This window comes from Shewanella sp. AS1 (genome assembly GCF_021412565.1).
In the GTDB taxonomy this organism is placed as follows: domain Bacteria; phylum Pseudomonadota; class Gammaproteobacteria; order Enterobacterales; family Shewanellaceae; genus Shewanella.
Genome location: NZ_JAKCLJ010000008.1, coordinates 120,534 through 135,404, shown reverse-complemented (window position 1 = coordinate 135,404; position 14,871 = coordinate 120,534). Strand labels below are relative to the sequence as shown.

At 51.0% G+C, this 14,871-nt stretch carries 9 protein-coding genes; 7 read left to right on the top strand and 2 right to left on the bottom strand.

All coding sequences use genetic code 11. The features are described from left to right. The 5 genes from LZP69_RS11975 to LZP69_RS11955 form a co-directional block, all read left to right on the top strand. Nucleotides 1–5,267: VCBS domain-containing protein (locus LZP69_RS11975; RefSeq protein ID WP_234200837.1), on the top strand; the 5,267-nt coding region annotated here is incomplete at its 5' end. A 442-nt stretch (nt 5,268–5,709) separates the two neighbouring features. Next, the gene (locus tag LZP69_RS11970) at nt 5,710–6,039 is read left to right on the top strand and encodes a c-type cytochrome (protein WP_234200836.1); all 330 of its coding nucleotides are present in this window, start codon (nt 5,710–5,712) and stop codon (nt 6,037–6,039) included. Nucleotides 6,040–6,099: 60 nt separating this feature from the next. Then, entirely contained in the window at nt 6,100–7,815 is a 1,716-nt protein-coding gene (locus tag LZP69_RS11965; RefSeq protein ID WP_234200835.1) for a DUF3373 domain-containing protein, read from the top strand. Nucleotides 7,816–7,860: 45 nt separating this feature from the next. Beyond that, nucleotides 7,861–9,261, top strand: coding sequence for a tetrathionate reductase family octaheme c-type cytochrome (locus LZP69_RS11960; RefSeq protein WP_234200833.1), 1,401 nt, complete (start codon nt 7,861–7,863; stop codon nt 9,259–9,261). A gap of 300 nt (nt 9,262–9,561) precedes the next feature. Further along, a complete protein-coding gene (locus LZP69_RS11955) occupies nt 9,562–10,710 on the top strand; it encodes a putative sulfate/molybdate transporter (protein ID WP_234200831.1) in 1,149 nt (382 codons plus the stop codon). Between the two features lie 159 nt (nt 10,711–10,869). On the opposite strand, the gene LZP69_RS11950 is transcribed toward LZP69_RS11955, so the two are convergent. Next, on the bottom strand, nt 10,870–11,976 hold the full coding sequence (locus LZP69_RS11950) for an alkene reductase (RefSeq protein ID WP_234200830.1): 1,107 nt from the start codon (nt 11,974–11,976) through the stop codon (nt 10,870–10,872). 192 nt (nt 11,977–12,168) lie between these two features. Here LZP69_RS11950 and LZP69_RS11945 point away from each other — a divergent pair, with 192 nt between their 5' ends. Further along, nucleotides 12,169–13,077, top strand: coding sequence for a LysR family transcriptional regulator (locus LZP69_RS11945; RefSeq protein WP_234200828.1), 909 nt, complete (start codon nt 12,169–12,171; stop codon nt 13,075–13,077). Nucleotides 13,078–13,110: 33 nt separating this feature from the next. On the opposite strand, the gene LZP69_RS11940 is transcribed toward LZP69_RS11945, so the two are convergent. After that, a complete protein-coding gene (locus tag LZP69_RS11940; protein ID WP_234200827.1) occupies nt 13,111–13,992 on the bottom strand; it encodes a glucosaminidase domain-containing protein in 882 nt (293 codons plus the stop codon). A gap of 191 nt (nt 13,993–14,183) precedes the next feature. On the opposite strand from LZP69_RS11940, the gene LZP69_RS11935 reads away from it, so the two are divergent. Next, the gene (locus tag LZP69_RS11935; protein WP_234200825.1) at nt 14,184–14,813 is read left to right on the top strand and encodes a flavin reductase family protein; all 630 of its coding nucleotides are present in this window, start codon (nt 14,184–14,186) and stop codon (nt 14,811–14,813) included. The last annotated feature ends 58 nt before the right edge of the window (nt 14,814–14,871 follow it).

The window sequence follows — 14,871 nt, the reverse complement described above, 5'->3', positions numbered from 1 at the left end:
GCAGCGACAGCCAAGGTGCGTCTGATGTACAGACCCTAACCATTACCGTCACTGGCACCAACGATGCACCGACTGTCTCGGCGGCACTGACCGACCAAGCCACAGACCAAGGCAGCGCCTTTAGCTTTGGCGTGCCTGCAGGCACATTTGCGGATATCGACACCAGCGACAGCTTAACCCTGTCAGCAAGCGGTCTGCCAACCTGGCTGAGCTTCGATGCCAGCACCGGCACCTTTAGCGGCACGCCTGGTAATGGCGATGTGGGTACTACCGCTATCACAGTCACCGCGACCGACAGTCAGGGCGCAACCGTCACCAGCAGCTTTAACCTATTGGTCAACAACGTTAACGACGCACCTGTGCTTGACCCCATCGCGCAAGTCAGCGCCAAGGAAGATGGCACACTCGTTTCTGGCAACATCACCTCCACCGATATCGATGTGGGTGATACGGCGACATACTCCATTGCCAACGCCGTTCCAGGCTTTACCTTAAACGCCGATGGCAGTTACAGCTTTGATCCTAGTGATGCAGCCTATCAATCTTTGTCCGAAGGCGATCCACTGACCCTAACCATTCCGGTGACGGTCACTGATACCGCAGGTGACAGTGACACCCAAAACCTGGTCATTACCCTCACAGGTACCAACGATGCGCCGGTTATCTCTGGCGTTTCATCTGGCACGGTTAAAGAGGACAATAAGATATCGGCTAGTGGGAAATTAGATATTGTCGATGTCGATAGCGGTGAATCTCAGTTCCAAGCGGGAAGCTTGCAAGGTCAATATGGTGTCTTAACTCTGGATGCGGCTGGCAACTGGATTTATGACTTAGATAACAACGCCGATGTTATCCAACACTTGGGTGCTGGCGATAAGCTGACAGATATCATCACAGTTCAGTCTGTCGATGGCACCACTCAGGATATTACTATCCAGATCAATGGTAGCAATGACAAACCCTATATAGATCGGGCTGTCGTTGATCAAAGTGCCACCGAAGAGAACAGTTTCACTTTCACACTACCCACTGATACTTTTGCGGATATAGATGTGAGTGATACAACTAGTTTAACGGTAAGTGGATTACCCAGCTGGTTGAGTTTCGATGCCACCACAGGCACCTTCACAGGCACCCCACATGATAATGATGTGGGCACGACTCAAATTACTGTGACTGATACAGATTCACAGGGCGATTCAATATCGGCTATTTTCAGCCTTGTTGTCGCTAACACCAACGATGCACCTGTGCTGAACCCTATTGCGAGTGTATTTGTCACAGAAGATGGTCAACATGCAACCGGCAGCATCACGGCTACAGATCCTGATGCAAGCGATACTCTGACCTACAGCATCGCCGCTCCAGTTGATGGACTCACTTTCAATCCAGACGGTACCTGGACATTTGACCCAGCCGATGCAGCCTATCAATCGCTGGCCGCTGGCGTGCATCAAACCCTGACTATTCCTGTCACTGTCACCGATACGGCAGGCGCTACTGACACCCAAAACTTAGTGATTGAAATTACTGGGACTAACGACACAGCGATAATTAAAGGAATTGCACCTGCTCAAATACAGGAGGATGATTCTCCGATTGAGCTATTTGTGCAGGGACAACTTACCGTTGCCGATACCGATCTTGGTGAAAATGCCTTCCATCAAATTTCAGGCAAAACCGGCGATAATGGCTATGGCTATTTTGAATTAAGTTACAACGGCAAATGGAGTTATACCGCCCAAAACCAGAACCCTAGCATACAGGCACTAGGAGAAGGCCAGAAAGTAACTGATTCCATTGTGATAAGTAGCGTTGACGGTACACAACAAACGCTCACAGTGACGATAGTTGGCACCAACGATGCGCCGACTGTGGCTTCTGCGATCACCAGCCAAACTGCGACCCAGGATGCCGCCTTTAGCTTTGCTATCCCTGCTGGCACCTTTGCCGATGTTGATACTGGCGATAGCTTAACCCTGAGCGTTACTGGCCTACCGGCCTGGTTATCTTTCGATGCAAGCACAGGCACCTTTAGTGGCACACCTGCGAACGCCGATGTGGGCACAGTTCCTATCACTGTGACCGCCACAGATAGTCACAATGATCTGGTCGCCACTAGCTTCAATCTGGTGGTGAACAACGTCAACGATGCACCTGTGCTGAACCCGATTGCGCGTGTGACTGTAACTGAAGATGGTTCACACGCTACTGGCACTATCGTTGCCACAGATCCTGATGCAGGCGATATTCTGACCTACAGTATTGCCGCTCCAGTTGATGGACTCACTTTCAATCCAGACGGCACCTGGACATTTGACCCAAGCGATGCGGCATACCAATCGCTGGCCGCTGGCGTGCATCAAACCCTGACCATTCCTGTCACAGTCACCGATGCGGCGGGTGCGACTGCTACCCAAGATCTGGTGATCGAAATTACCGGCACCAATGATGCTGCAATCATCACAGGTACAGATACAGGTACAGTAACTGAAGATCTCAATCCCGATAGCCTAAATCGATTGGTTGCTACTGGCACTTTGACATCTTCCGATCCCGATGGCGATAGCCTATTTACTGCCGTAAATTATGCAATTGGCGATAATGGCTACGGGCTATTTTCGCTGCAGCCTGACGGTACCTGGACTTACCTAGCCGATAATCATGATCCGCATATTCAAAGTTTAAGCGCGGGAGATTCACTCACAGATTCGATCACAATCACTTCATCAGATGGTACGCCCCATGTGATTAGTATCACCATTAACGGTACTCTGGATGCGCCAGTGCTAACAGCAACAGTATTATCCAGCACTGCGCAGACCCCGGTGTTGCCAACTACAGCAAATGTGATGGTCGATTTCTCCGCACCTCATATTATAAGTGGGCCAACGCTGAGTCCGACCGTCGCGGAAATGGCAGACTTACTGATCCAGCAGATGGGATCGAGCACCTCCGTGTCATCAACTTATAGTGGTACCGATAATGTGGATGATGTGCGCACGGCCGCTACTACAGCCCAATGGGACTTGAAAAAAGGTGATGATCAGATGATCGTTACTGGTGACGCACAAGACATCATCAAGGGTGGTGAGGGTAATGATATTGTGGTTATCAAGGGCATAGCCTGGGATAACATCAATATGGAAAATGACGAAGATCTGCTGTACATAGGAGGCAAAGCCTATGGAACAATAGATGGCGGCGGTGGCACAGATACCCTGATTCTAGGCGGCTATACCAGTGCCAACTGGCAAACCATTTCTTCCCAAATCAAAAACTTCGAAAACATCATGACCAGTGATGGTGTGGTGGTGCAAGGCAGCAAGTCGGCCTTCCCACTATTTCAGGCGCCAGATGAATATCATTATGCCATGCACCTGGATACGCAGATCTATAGTCCCGATGAGTCTATTACCGCCATTACTATAGATCCCCTGCCTGCCGGTCTAACCCTACAAGACAGCAATGGCCAGGTACTCACCGCCAATGCAGATGGCACTTACAGCATCATGCCCTCTGCTGGTGGGGTTGATTTGGTCATAGTGGCGGATCAACCGATTGTTCCGGCAAATATCAACTTCGACACCTACTTTGAAGTGACGAATGCTGCCACAGGCGCCACCACAATATTGGTGGTAGATCAGACGGGTACTCAACTCAACCCGCAGGCCATTCCGGCCGCCAGTTTTGACACCAGTATCAGCCTTTCTGCGACCCATAGCGATATAGGTAGTTCTGCAGTGACCTCCTACCTCGTCAGCGGGCTTGCGGCCGGGGACACGCTTAATCATGGAACCCTAAATCCCGACGGTACCTGGAGTCTAACTGCACAGGATGCTGTCGGCTTGGTACTGCATCACAGCGGTTCGGTGCAACTATCCATTGAAGCCACCGATAGCCAGGGTGGCCAAGTAGCCACCAGTCGGCCGTTAGTCTTGAACATAGATCCCACCGGAGTGGCACCACACCTGGATGTACAGGTGGACTTTAGTGCGCCAAATGTGGTCTCAGGCTCAGCCCAACCCAATGCAGCCGAAGTACTTATTCAACTCGAGCAACAGATGGGACCCAGCACCTCAGTGCCGGGCAATTACAGCGGTAGTGATAACGTGGATGACGTACAAACAACAGATGTGACCCATAATTGGGATCTGAAGAAAGGCGACGATCAGATGATTGTTAGCAGACATGTACTGGCAGACATTAAAACAGGTGAAGGTCAAGATATCCTGCTCGTCAAAGGGGGTGTCCAGCAGAACATCAATACCGAACAAGACGACGATCTGATTTATATCGGTGGCCAAATCATTGGCGATGTAGATGGCAGCGGTGGTACTGATACCCTGATTCTCGGTGGCTATGATAGCACCACCTGGACAAGCATTTCTAACCACATCAAGAACATCGAAAACATCATGACCAGTGATGGTGTGGTGGTTCAAGGCGACCCTGCGGCCTTCTCGCAGTTTCATGGTTTGAATGAATACCATTACAATCTGCATCTAGATGCGTTGACCCTGTCCGCAGATGAGTCAGTGAGCGCGATTACCATTGCTCAGCTGCCTACCGGGGTAACGCTGGAAGACGGTATAGGCCAGGCGCTAACCGCCAACCCAGACGGCAGCTACAGCATCACGCCGTCAACAAGCGGCGGCATAGATCTGATCTTAGTCTCTGATCATCGCTTGGATCCTGCGACAGCGGATTTTGAAACCAGCTTCGATGTCACCAACTCGGCGACAGGTGTAATGACAACCACAGTGCTGAATGCCGATGGTCAGGTTCTGGGCAACAATCCGCCTCCTGCACCACCAGCGTATCAACAACATGATATGGCAGAAGATCTGATCACCGACGAGGTCACGCTTTTCGCCGCTGATACCTCAGTTGCAGATACAGCGGATATGGCAGCAGCGGATAGCCCGGATACCGATATAGCAGCGAGTCTGACCACAGACACTGACTCACCTATCGATTATTATCTGCAAATGGTGGGGCTGACACAGCAGGAAGTTAGTTCATCTGACACTGGCTCAACCACTGATCTGCCAGATATGCAAACCAGTGTCAGCAATGATATTGATGCCGATATGCTAGATTCGACTCAAGTGGATCTCTTCGACAACCCATTGTTGGATGATGATACGCAACAAGATAAGGATGCATCCTCTGCGGCCGAAGATCCTGTAGAGAGCCTAGATCATAATGTTAATGACGACGATCTATTACACAGTGCATTGAACGATATGCACAATCAGATATAGCCCAGTTGCCATGGGGCAGTTTTGCCCCATGGCCCCACCTCTCCTCTCTGTTCTGCTGGTGTTTTTCACCTGGCATCACGCCTAGCTCAGGATCCCTAGCTCCTCTTTTCACCCTCATAGTGTCTCTGTTTTTACTGGACTCAAATACAATAAATCATAAATTCAGAAGATGCTGAAATAACAAACTGTGATCTATTACCACATAAAAATAACACAATTTTAATATTAAACGGCAAACGCGAATAAGCTAAAGCCCATTAAAAACAACATATTAATCACATATAATTAGATTTTTATTTATGATATTTTTTTCAATTAGATTTTTTTAATGAAAGTGATCAACATCAAATTTACATCTGTAGCCTTTTGCTAAATTTTCCGACCAGAAACAAACCTGTTGTTTCGTGCACATAAATCGCTGCCAAATGCGATAAGGAAAATGATGATGAAAAAACTCGCTACCATTACCACCTGCATGTTACTGGCTCTGTCATTCGCTGCCCAGGTACATGCCGTCGAAGGCGGAAACCCGAAAAAAGGCAAACACCTCTATAAAAAGGAGTGTAAAGCCTGCCACAGCAAGGGCGATGCCGCCGGCGAACTCACCCCCATGAGCAAAACCATGAGCCAATGGGATCGCTTCTTTAAGCGCGACATGCACAAGGTGAAGCCAGACGTATTTCAAAACCTCTCCGAAAAAGATCGTTTAGATATTCAGCAGTTTCTTTACGACCATGCAGCCGATTCTGATCAACCACAAACTTGCGGTTAATCAGATACCTAAATCGATGCACACCAACCAACGCCAATAGGCGCTACAGGAGAGACTTGCATGCGCACTACTCTATTATCCGTACTGATAGCTAACGCCCTCGCCGTGTCCGGCGCGGCCTATGCCGCCGACAGCGACAGCCAAAAAATTGCTGAACTGCAACAACAGATTGCCGATTTAACCGATGAGATAGACGATATCCATGGCCGTATCGACAAGAATGAACGTCACAGCGCCCTGGATCGTCTCGAGATCACCGGCGATTTCCGTACCAAGGCCCATTCATTGCACTACCGAAATGTCACCTGGAACCCTGCAATCAAGGTCGACTTCAATGATTTTGGTGCCAAGGCCATGTCTGGTGCCTTCGGTACACCCAACGATCCCGACTCGCCACTGGGCAAGATGCTCGCCGCCAACCCTGACCTGGCCAACGCCTTCCAGAGCGGCATGCTGCAGGGGGTGATGCCCTATGTGCTGGCACCTAAGACTGTCCAGGACATAGACAATGAGATCTTCTACACCACCCGCCTGAGATTAGATCTAAAGGCAAAGGTGTGGGACAACGTCGGCTTCGCCGGCCGCCTGAGCATGTATAAGAACTGGGGCGATTCCACCGGGGTACAGGTGTTCGACTCATGGCGTTCATTCACTATGGATGGCACCAGCAGCGGCAATACCAGCGGAGACTGGCTAAGAGTCGAACGCGCCTATTTCGATTGGAAAAACATCGGCGGCACCAATACCTACCTCTCCATCGGCCGTCGACCATCCACCTATGGTCCCCCCTCTCAGTACCGTGAAAACGAAAAGCGTGGCGGCACACCATCCGGGCATCTGGTTAACTTCAACTTCGATGGCGCGACCTTAGGTTACAACCTGGGCGAGATCACCGGCATCGACGGTCAGGTCGTCCGCTTCTGCTACGGCCAGGGTTTTGAGTCTCAATGGGGCAACGGCGAGATGTTTGGCGATATAGTCACCAAAGACACTCACCTGGGGGGATTCAATATTGATGCCATCAACAACGGCAACCACTTCCTGCAACTGACCCTGTTCGGCGCCAAAGATATCAACGATGGCTTTAAAGGCACCATGGCCTTCCCGACCCAACTTGCAGGTATCTTCGCCCCCACCATGTATCAGGATCTGCAGAAGTTCACTAACTTCAACTTCCAGACCCGGGTACAGCCCAGCGGTGTGATCGGCGATATGTACTTAGGTGGCATCGGCTACGCCTATGAAAGCGATAACGAGTTCAAAGCGTTCGCCTCATTAGGCTGGACCCGCGCCGAAGGTAACGGCAATGCCGGTATGTTTGGCGGCATGTTAAGCGATGCCGTATTCCAGGCACAACTCAATGCCGACAAGAGCGAAATCATCATGATGGCCAACTCGGCCGAGGAACAAGACACCAAGGATGGCTATGGTGTCTATGTGGGTGTTCAGATCCCAGCGCCTTACGGCAAAGTGGGCTTCGAATACAACTATGGTTCGAAATACTGGACGCCATTTACCCAGGCTCAGGACGATCCTATCGGCAGCAAGCTCGCCACCCGCGGCCATGTTGCCGAAGCCTACTACATGTTTGATATCAACCCGCGCATGTTCATCAAGCTAGCCGGCCTGTACTACGACTATGAGTACACGGGCAGCGGCACCCCAGTGGGCGCGCCACAGAAGATCGACGATGTGATCCAAGGCTCTGCCTTCTCTATGTTGCCTGTGGTCGATACTGCTTACGACTTCAACGCGTCATTAGTTGTTAATTTCTAAACACTTATCTCCCCCAGGCATCTGCCTGGGGGTAGGGATAAAATAATGAAACACTCATTCTATTTAGCCGCCACGCTGGCCCTGTTGGGGCTCACCAGTCTGAATGCCGCCGCCAGCAATCCGCACAAAGAGGCGATTGTGGGGCCATTTACCCAGGGCTCACAAGTGACAGAGCAGTGTATTGCCTGTCACGAAGATCACGCCAAAGACTTTATGAAATCGTCACACTGGACCTGGGAGCTGGAGCAAGATCTGCCCGGACGCACAGTGAAACGGGGCAAGAAGAACGCCATCAATAACTTCTGTACCTCTATCTCGGGTAACGAGCCAAGATGTACCAGCTGTCACGCCGGATATGGCTGGAAAGACAGCAGCTTTGATTTTAGCGATATGACCAAGGTGGACTGCCTCGTCTGTCATGACACCACAGGCACCTATATCAAAGATCCTGCAGGGGCAGGCGAGGCCTTGGAAAAGGTCAATCTTGAGCGGGTCGCACAAAACGTGGGGATGCCGGTACGTGACAACTGTGGCAGCTGCCACTTCTACGGTGGTGGCGGGGATGCCGTCAAGCACGGAGATCTCGACTCCTCTATGGCCTATCCGGATAAAGCCACAGATGTGCATATGGACAGCGACGGCAATGATTTCTCATGCCAAACCTGTCACGCCACTAAGGAGCACCAGATCAGCGGCAATGCCATGGGGGTCTCCCCTGGTGGTCAAAACGACATCGGCTGTGAAAACTGTCACGACGCGGCGCCACACGCCAACAAGCGTCTGAACACTCATACCACCAGTGTGGCCTGTCAGACCTGTCATATTCCCTTCTTCGCCCGCAACGAGCCAACCAAGATGGAGTGGGACTGGTCTACCGCAGGTCAGGACAGAGAGGAAACCACAGATCAATATGGCAAGCACACCTTTATGAAGAAGAAAGGTGACTTCGTATGGGCGAAGATGGTGCAACCTGAATACGCCTGGTACAACGGTAAAGCCGATGCCTACATGCCTGGTGACAAGATGGATCCCGCCAAGATAACCAAGCTGACTTATCCCCTGGGCGACATCACAGACAAAACCGCCAAGATCTACCCCTTCAAGGTGCATACAGGCAAGCAGATCTACGACAAGAAGCAAAACATTTTTGTCACGGCAAAAGTCTATGGTAAAGGCGGATACTGGAGCGATTTCGATTGGGATAAGGCCGCCAAACTCGGTATGGAAGCCAACGAGACTCTCAAGCAGCAAGGGATCAGCTACAGCGGCGAACATGGTTTTGCAGCAACCGAAATGTGGTGGCGTATCAATCACATGGTTTCACCTAAGGAGCAGGCGCTTAAGTGTAACGACTGTCACAATCAGGGCACACGCTTAGATTGGCAAGCTTTAGGTTACCAGAGTGACCCAATGAAAAATAAACAAGGTCCGAAACACGCCAAATAGGCAAAAGTCATATCTCATCACCCTCATTTTTTCTATGAGGAAAATTCTCCATAAAGTTAAGAGGTCTAGCATGCTAGGCCTCTTATATATTCAGCCCTTGTGGTGACACCTAACCATTAAGCGGTATCTTCGATGTCTTTCACTTGGACAGCTTGTCCCATTTTTAGCTATGACTGTGACAAGCTGTCTCACAAAGCTTGGTGGATGGGGCTTTCCTCCCTTTTAAAGCCCCCAAACTTACTTCTAAAAATGGTATTAAATTTGCAGTCGGTGAAATGATGATTTCCCACGGCAAGTTATATGAGATGTAAATCCAACCGATTCCACAATATCAACCATTTTACAGGCGAATGCAGCGGCGCCTTCGCCGATCTGGGTACTTTCCTGCCCCTAGTTCTCGGACTGATCGCCGTTAACCATTTCTCCCCTCAAGGGATCTTTATGGGCTTTGGCCTGTTTGCCCTATTTAGTGCCTTTTATTACCGCAGGCCCATCCCAGTGCAACCGATGAAAGTGATCGCTGCCCTAGTGATCGCCCAAGGGTTAACGCCTGGGATGTTACAGGCTAGCGGTATTATGATGGGAGCCATCCTACTTATCCTGGCCTACAGCGGCGCTATTAGCTGGATGGCGAAACAACTGTCACCGGCCATCAGCATAGGGATCCAACTGGCCATAGGTTTACAACTGATCTGGATGGGCGGCGAGATGATGAGCGATAACTGGTCTATCGGTATTATTGCCTTTGGCGCGCTGTTTTTCAGCCGCTTTATCTCCTTGCCCTACCTTGCGATGCCTTTGGTCTTAGGCTTAGGGATCCTCTGGCAATACACCTATGGATTTGCGCCCAGTTTTACTCTGTCCGGCACTACCCCATGGCAATTGGGAGTGCCCAGCCTAGAAGAGTGGAGCTCAGCCGCTGGACTGCTGGTTTTACCGCAATTGGCTCTGACACTGACCAATGCAGTGATTGCCACCTCAGCCATGGCAAAAGAGAAGTTTCCTCAAGATAAGAGTGAGCAATTTTCACCCAAGCGACTGGCCACCAGCTCTGGTTGGGCGAATCTATTACTCGCCCCCTTTGGGGCTGCGGCCATGTGTCACGGCGCGGGCGGTCTGGCGGTGCAATATCACTTCGGCGCAAGAAGCTGGCTGGCCCCGGCTATTTTCGGTATTAGCTGTATACTTATCGCCCTGTGCTGGGGAGAAGGTGTTGCCGGTCTCTTATCACTGATCCCACTGGCGGTACTGGGTAGTCTGCTGGGCGTGGCTGGATTGCAACTGGCCTGGTCGAAACGCTTCACCGATGGTAAGCCTTTTTGCATGCTGGTTATCATGACCACAGCGGCGGTTTGTTTGCTAGTTAACACGGCGGCAGGATTGGCTACCGGTGTGCTAGTTGAGATGGCGCGCCGTCAATGGCTGCTCTATAAGGACTTAACGTCTTAATTGAACTGTGCTTACCGTACGCACTAAGCCAATTTCAAACGCAGACACGCATTAACCTTCCTTGGTGCTCCGCCGCGCCGTCCATGGCGCGAAGGGTCTGCTTATTTATCTTGGCTTATCGCTTTTCACCCAGAGTCTCAGGCTGCATAAAGTCCCAGATTACGCGCTTTGCGCCTCGGCATAAGCCGGATAATCGGTGTAACCTGCATGGCTGCCACCAAATAACGGACCTTTATCAAAATTAGCCAGCGGTAGCTGATACTGCAGACGATAAGGCAGATCCGGGTTAGCGATAAATGAACGGCCAAAGGCCACTAGATCCGCAAACCCCTGCTCTATAATTTCACTGGCCCTGATCACGTCATAGCGACCGGCAACAATTATGGTGCCGCTAAATACCTGTCTCAGTTCAATGCGAAATGTCTGAGGGATCTGCGGCGCATCGTCCCAGTCGGCTTCAGACAGATGCAAATACGCTATGCCTCTGTCATTGAGTGCTTTCGCCGCCAGCAAGATGGTATCGACAATCTCGGGACAGCCCATGTCTTTAAAGGTGACGAAGGGGGCTAAGCGTACACCCACCTTATCGGCGCCGATCTTGAGACTGACGGCATCGACCACCTCGAGCAGGAACTGGATCCGTTTTTCTGGCGAACCACCATAGGCATCGCTGCGATGATTAGAGTTGGTCCGCAGGAACTGGTCAATCAGATACCCATTGCCGCCGTGGATCTCGATACCGTCAAACCCGGCATCGATGGCATTTTGCGCCGCATTGGCAAAATCTTGAATCACCCTATGGATATCGGCCTGGGTCATCTCTCTTGGGGTAGGACAATCGACCATCTGCCCTTCGGGATGGGCTTCATCCACGATCCACACCTGAGTCTGTACCGGCTTGATGGCCGATGGCGCAATCGGCGCCTGGCCTTGCTGAAACACAGGGTGAGAGACACGGCCAACATGCCAAAGCTGATTAAATATCTTCCCCCCCGCCTGATGCACCGCATCTGTCACCAATTTCCAACCCGCCACCTGCGCCGGGGTATAGACGCCCGGAGTAAAGGAATAGCCTTGGCTATCATCGGAGATCTGCGTGGCTTCTGTGATGATCAGTCCGGCCGAGGCGCGCTGGGCATAATAGGCGGCCATCATCTCATTGGGGATATTGCCAGGCTGAGTGGTGCGAGCCCGTGTCATCGGCGCCATCACCATACGGTTGGCTAAATGGAATCCTGATTTTTGATAAGGTGAAAACAATGACATAACGACTCCTCTGACCCATTAAGGGATCTTTCAATTCTGTAGCTCTGTCTGCTCAAGTGAAGGTGAAAATCTCCTTTTATGGGAAAATGCGCCTTCACGGCAAGCGACATCGCCTGATAGAGGACAGCATAAATATTTTTTATATTTTGATAATTGAGCTAGTATTAAAATCATTTTCAAAAATTATTTGATATGTACCATCTCAACGATCTCAAACTCGCCATCCGCATTGCCGCCCTGCAGAGTGTCTCGGCCGCCGGACGCGAACTGGGCATGACCCCGGCTTCTGCCAGCGCGGCACTACAACGCTTAGAAAAAAAGCTCAATTGTCAGTTATTTGCCCGCTCTACCCGCAATATGACCTTAACCGAAGAGGGCAAGCTGTTCATCGATACCGGTCGGCAGGCGCTGAGTCTGCTCGAAGGGGTGAATGATGCGCTGGCAGATAATCGCCGTGAGTTAAGGGGCGAACTGAGGATCGCCATGCCATCGGATCTGGGACGCAATATCATTCGTCCCTGGCTGGATGAGTTAACCCAAACGGCGCCGGAATTATCCCTCAAGCTCTATTTCAGCGACGATATGACAGACCTTATCGGTCAGAATGTGCATTTAGCCATACGTTATGGCCAGCTCGATGACTCTAACCTGATCCGCAGACAACTGGCGATGATGCACAGGGTGGCGGTCGCCTCGCCAGCCTATCTGAAGGCACATGGAACGCCAGCCCATCCCAGGGAGCTCAGCCATCACAAGATCTTACTGCTCAATCGCAGCGGTCAGCCCTGGCATAAATGGCGCTTTGCCGAGAAAGAGCAAGCCTATGATGTTGAAGTGAAAGCCAGTAAAAGCTGTAACGATGGCGCCGTGATCAAAGAGTGGGCCTTAGCGGGCGAAGGGATCGCCTATAAGAGCTGGTTCGATGTGGCCAGAGAGGTCGAAAGTGGTCAACTTGTGTTGCTGTTCGATAAGCAACTGAGCGAGAAAATCCCGCTGCAACTGCTTTATCTGCAGACGGATTACCCCAGCCACAAAGTCAGAACCGCCATCGATTTTCTCAAACAAAAATGTGTGGACTACCTGCAACAGTACCCACTTTAAGACAAATACAGGGCGCTGCTGCGCCCTTGCATCTTATTCGATATGCAACAGTGTAGTGTGTCCCTCCTGCAACTGGGCCGGATCCAGTTCATGCAGATCTCGATGACGGATAATACTGCGCAGATCGTCCACATACAGCTGGCCACGCTCGCTGTAATGTTGCAGCGCTTGGGCCAATACCGGGCCGCTTAACTCTTGTTTCAACTGCCGCGCATCGTGGCGCATCTCTCGCAGATGATGATAGGCATGGTTTGTGTTGAGATTATGAACATATTCGATACAGGTCTCGAGTATGGTGTCGAATGCCGCTAATTTCACATCGGCGCCTCTGGCCTGAATATATTTTTTTGACTTCGAATGGGGCGGCAAATGCTCACCAAAGAGCGCATTGCCTTCGATGGCAAAATGCGACGTTCCCCAGGCGCTCTCATCGATGGCCTGGGCTAAGGCCAAAGAGACGGGAATAATGTCGACACGCTTGATCAGTTCATCGAAACTGGCGCTCTCATCGAATCCATAACGCAGTGATAGCTCATGTACCCAAAGGCGCTCCTCTTCATCTAAACTGCCATCGGCAAACGCCGCCTCTAACCGGGCGCGATCTTGCTGTACATGATAATTAGCCTGCAGAATATTGGTTAAGATCATGCGTATAAAGGTACGGGTTTTAAGATCCACATCTAACTCGGCCAAGTCATGGGGCACATGACTGACAAAGACACGGGGAACCGCTCCTTCCTTCCTGACGGCGTGTAACTGCAAACCTGAATTATCCAGATGAGCCGACAACTCAGATGCACTGGAAAACTGCAAACGTTTGTCTGCGTCGCCATACACTTCAATGCCAGCAAAACTATTCATGCTTCCTAAGAGCAACAGAGCCAGGCTCATACCCACGCCAAACAGTCTGTTCATTTATCCACCTCTTACGCTTCCATCTCTCTAAGAAAGTCCCCAAGGACAATAGATTATTCTGATAGAGTAAATTTAGTCGCTATATTGAAGTTTATCTAACAGCTATAAGAAAAAAGGATACCGATTTTTATGCTATTCACTAACATAGGGAAGTGCGCCAATCGATGACAAATCCCAGAGAAGGAAATGATATGAGTGCTGCCGAAACTTACTTTTACCGCCCCAGCGAAGGCCATGGTTTACCCCATGATCCTCTTAATGCCATCATAGCGCCGCGCCCCATAGGCTGGATCTCTTCGCGCAACCAGCAGGGAGAGGCCAATCTCGCCCCTTACAGCTTCTTTAACTGTTTTAATTACCATCCACCCATTATCGGTTTCGCCAGTGTGGGCTATAAAGACAGTGTCGCGAATATTATTGAAACTGGCGAGTTTGTCTGGAACTTGGTCACTCGAGAACTGGCGGAGCAGATGAATCAGACCTCGGCACCGCTACCCAAAGGCGTGAGCGAGTTCGAATTTGCCGGACTCACGCCTATCCCAGGCTCAGAAGTGAGTGTCAGCCGGGTCAAGGAGAGTCCGGTGAATTTCGAGTGTAAGCTCAGCCAGTGTATTCAGCTACAGGCGGCCAATGGCGATAAGATAGACACCTGGCTGGTCTTGGGAGAAGTGGTTGCCGTCCACATAGCCGAACGACTGCTGGACGCCTCCGGGATATATCAAACCGCTCTGGCCGAGCCAATACTGCGCGCCGGAGGCCCCAGCGCCTATTATGGGATCTCAGAAGAGCAGCGACTCGACCTTCACCGCCCTCAGCTCTAGCACCGAGCCATAAAAAACACGCCAGCACTGTGGCTGGCGTGGTTAAAACAGCGCATGG

What these genes read in the sequence shown, in the direction of transcription:
- LZP69_RS11970 (WP_234200836.1), top strand. Translation starts at nt 5,710, where the DNA reads ATGATGAAAAAACTCGCTACCATTACCACCTGCATGTTACTGGCTCTG.
- LZP69_RS11965 (WP_234200835.1), top strand. Translation starts at nt 6,100, where the DNA reads ATGCGCACTACTCTATTATCCGTACTGATAGCTAACGCCCTCGCCGTG.
- LZP69_RS11960 (WP_234200833.1), top strand. Translation starts at nt 7,861, where the DNA reads ATGAAACACTCATTCTATTTAGCCGCCACGCTGGCCCTGTTGGGGCTC.
- LZP69_RS11955 (WP_234200831.1), top strand. Translation starts at nt 9,562, where the DNA reads ATGAGATGTAAATCCAACCGATTCCACAATATCAACCATTTTACAGGC.
- LZP69_RS11950 (WP_234200830.1), bottom strand. Translation starts at nt 11,976, where the DNA reads ATGTCATTGTTTTCACCTTATCAAAAATCAGGATTCCATTTAGCCAAC.
- LZP69_RS11945 (WP_234200828.1), top strand. Translation starts at nt 12,169, where the DNA reads ATGTACCATCTCAACGATCTCAAACTCGCCATCCGCATTGCCGCCCTG.
- LZP69_RS11940 (WP_234200827.1), bottom strand. Translation starts at nt 13,992, where the DNA reads ATGAACAGACTGTTTGGCGTGGGTATGAGCCTGGCTCTGTTGCTCTTA.
- LZP69_RS11935 (WP_234200825.1), top strand. Translation starts at nt 14,184, where the DNA reads ATGAGTGCTGCCGAAACTTACTTTTACCGCCCCAGCGAAGGCCATGGT.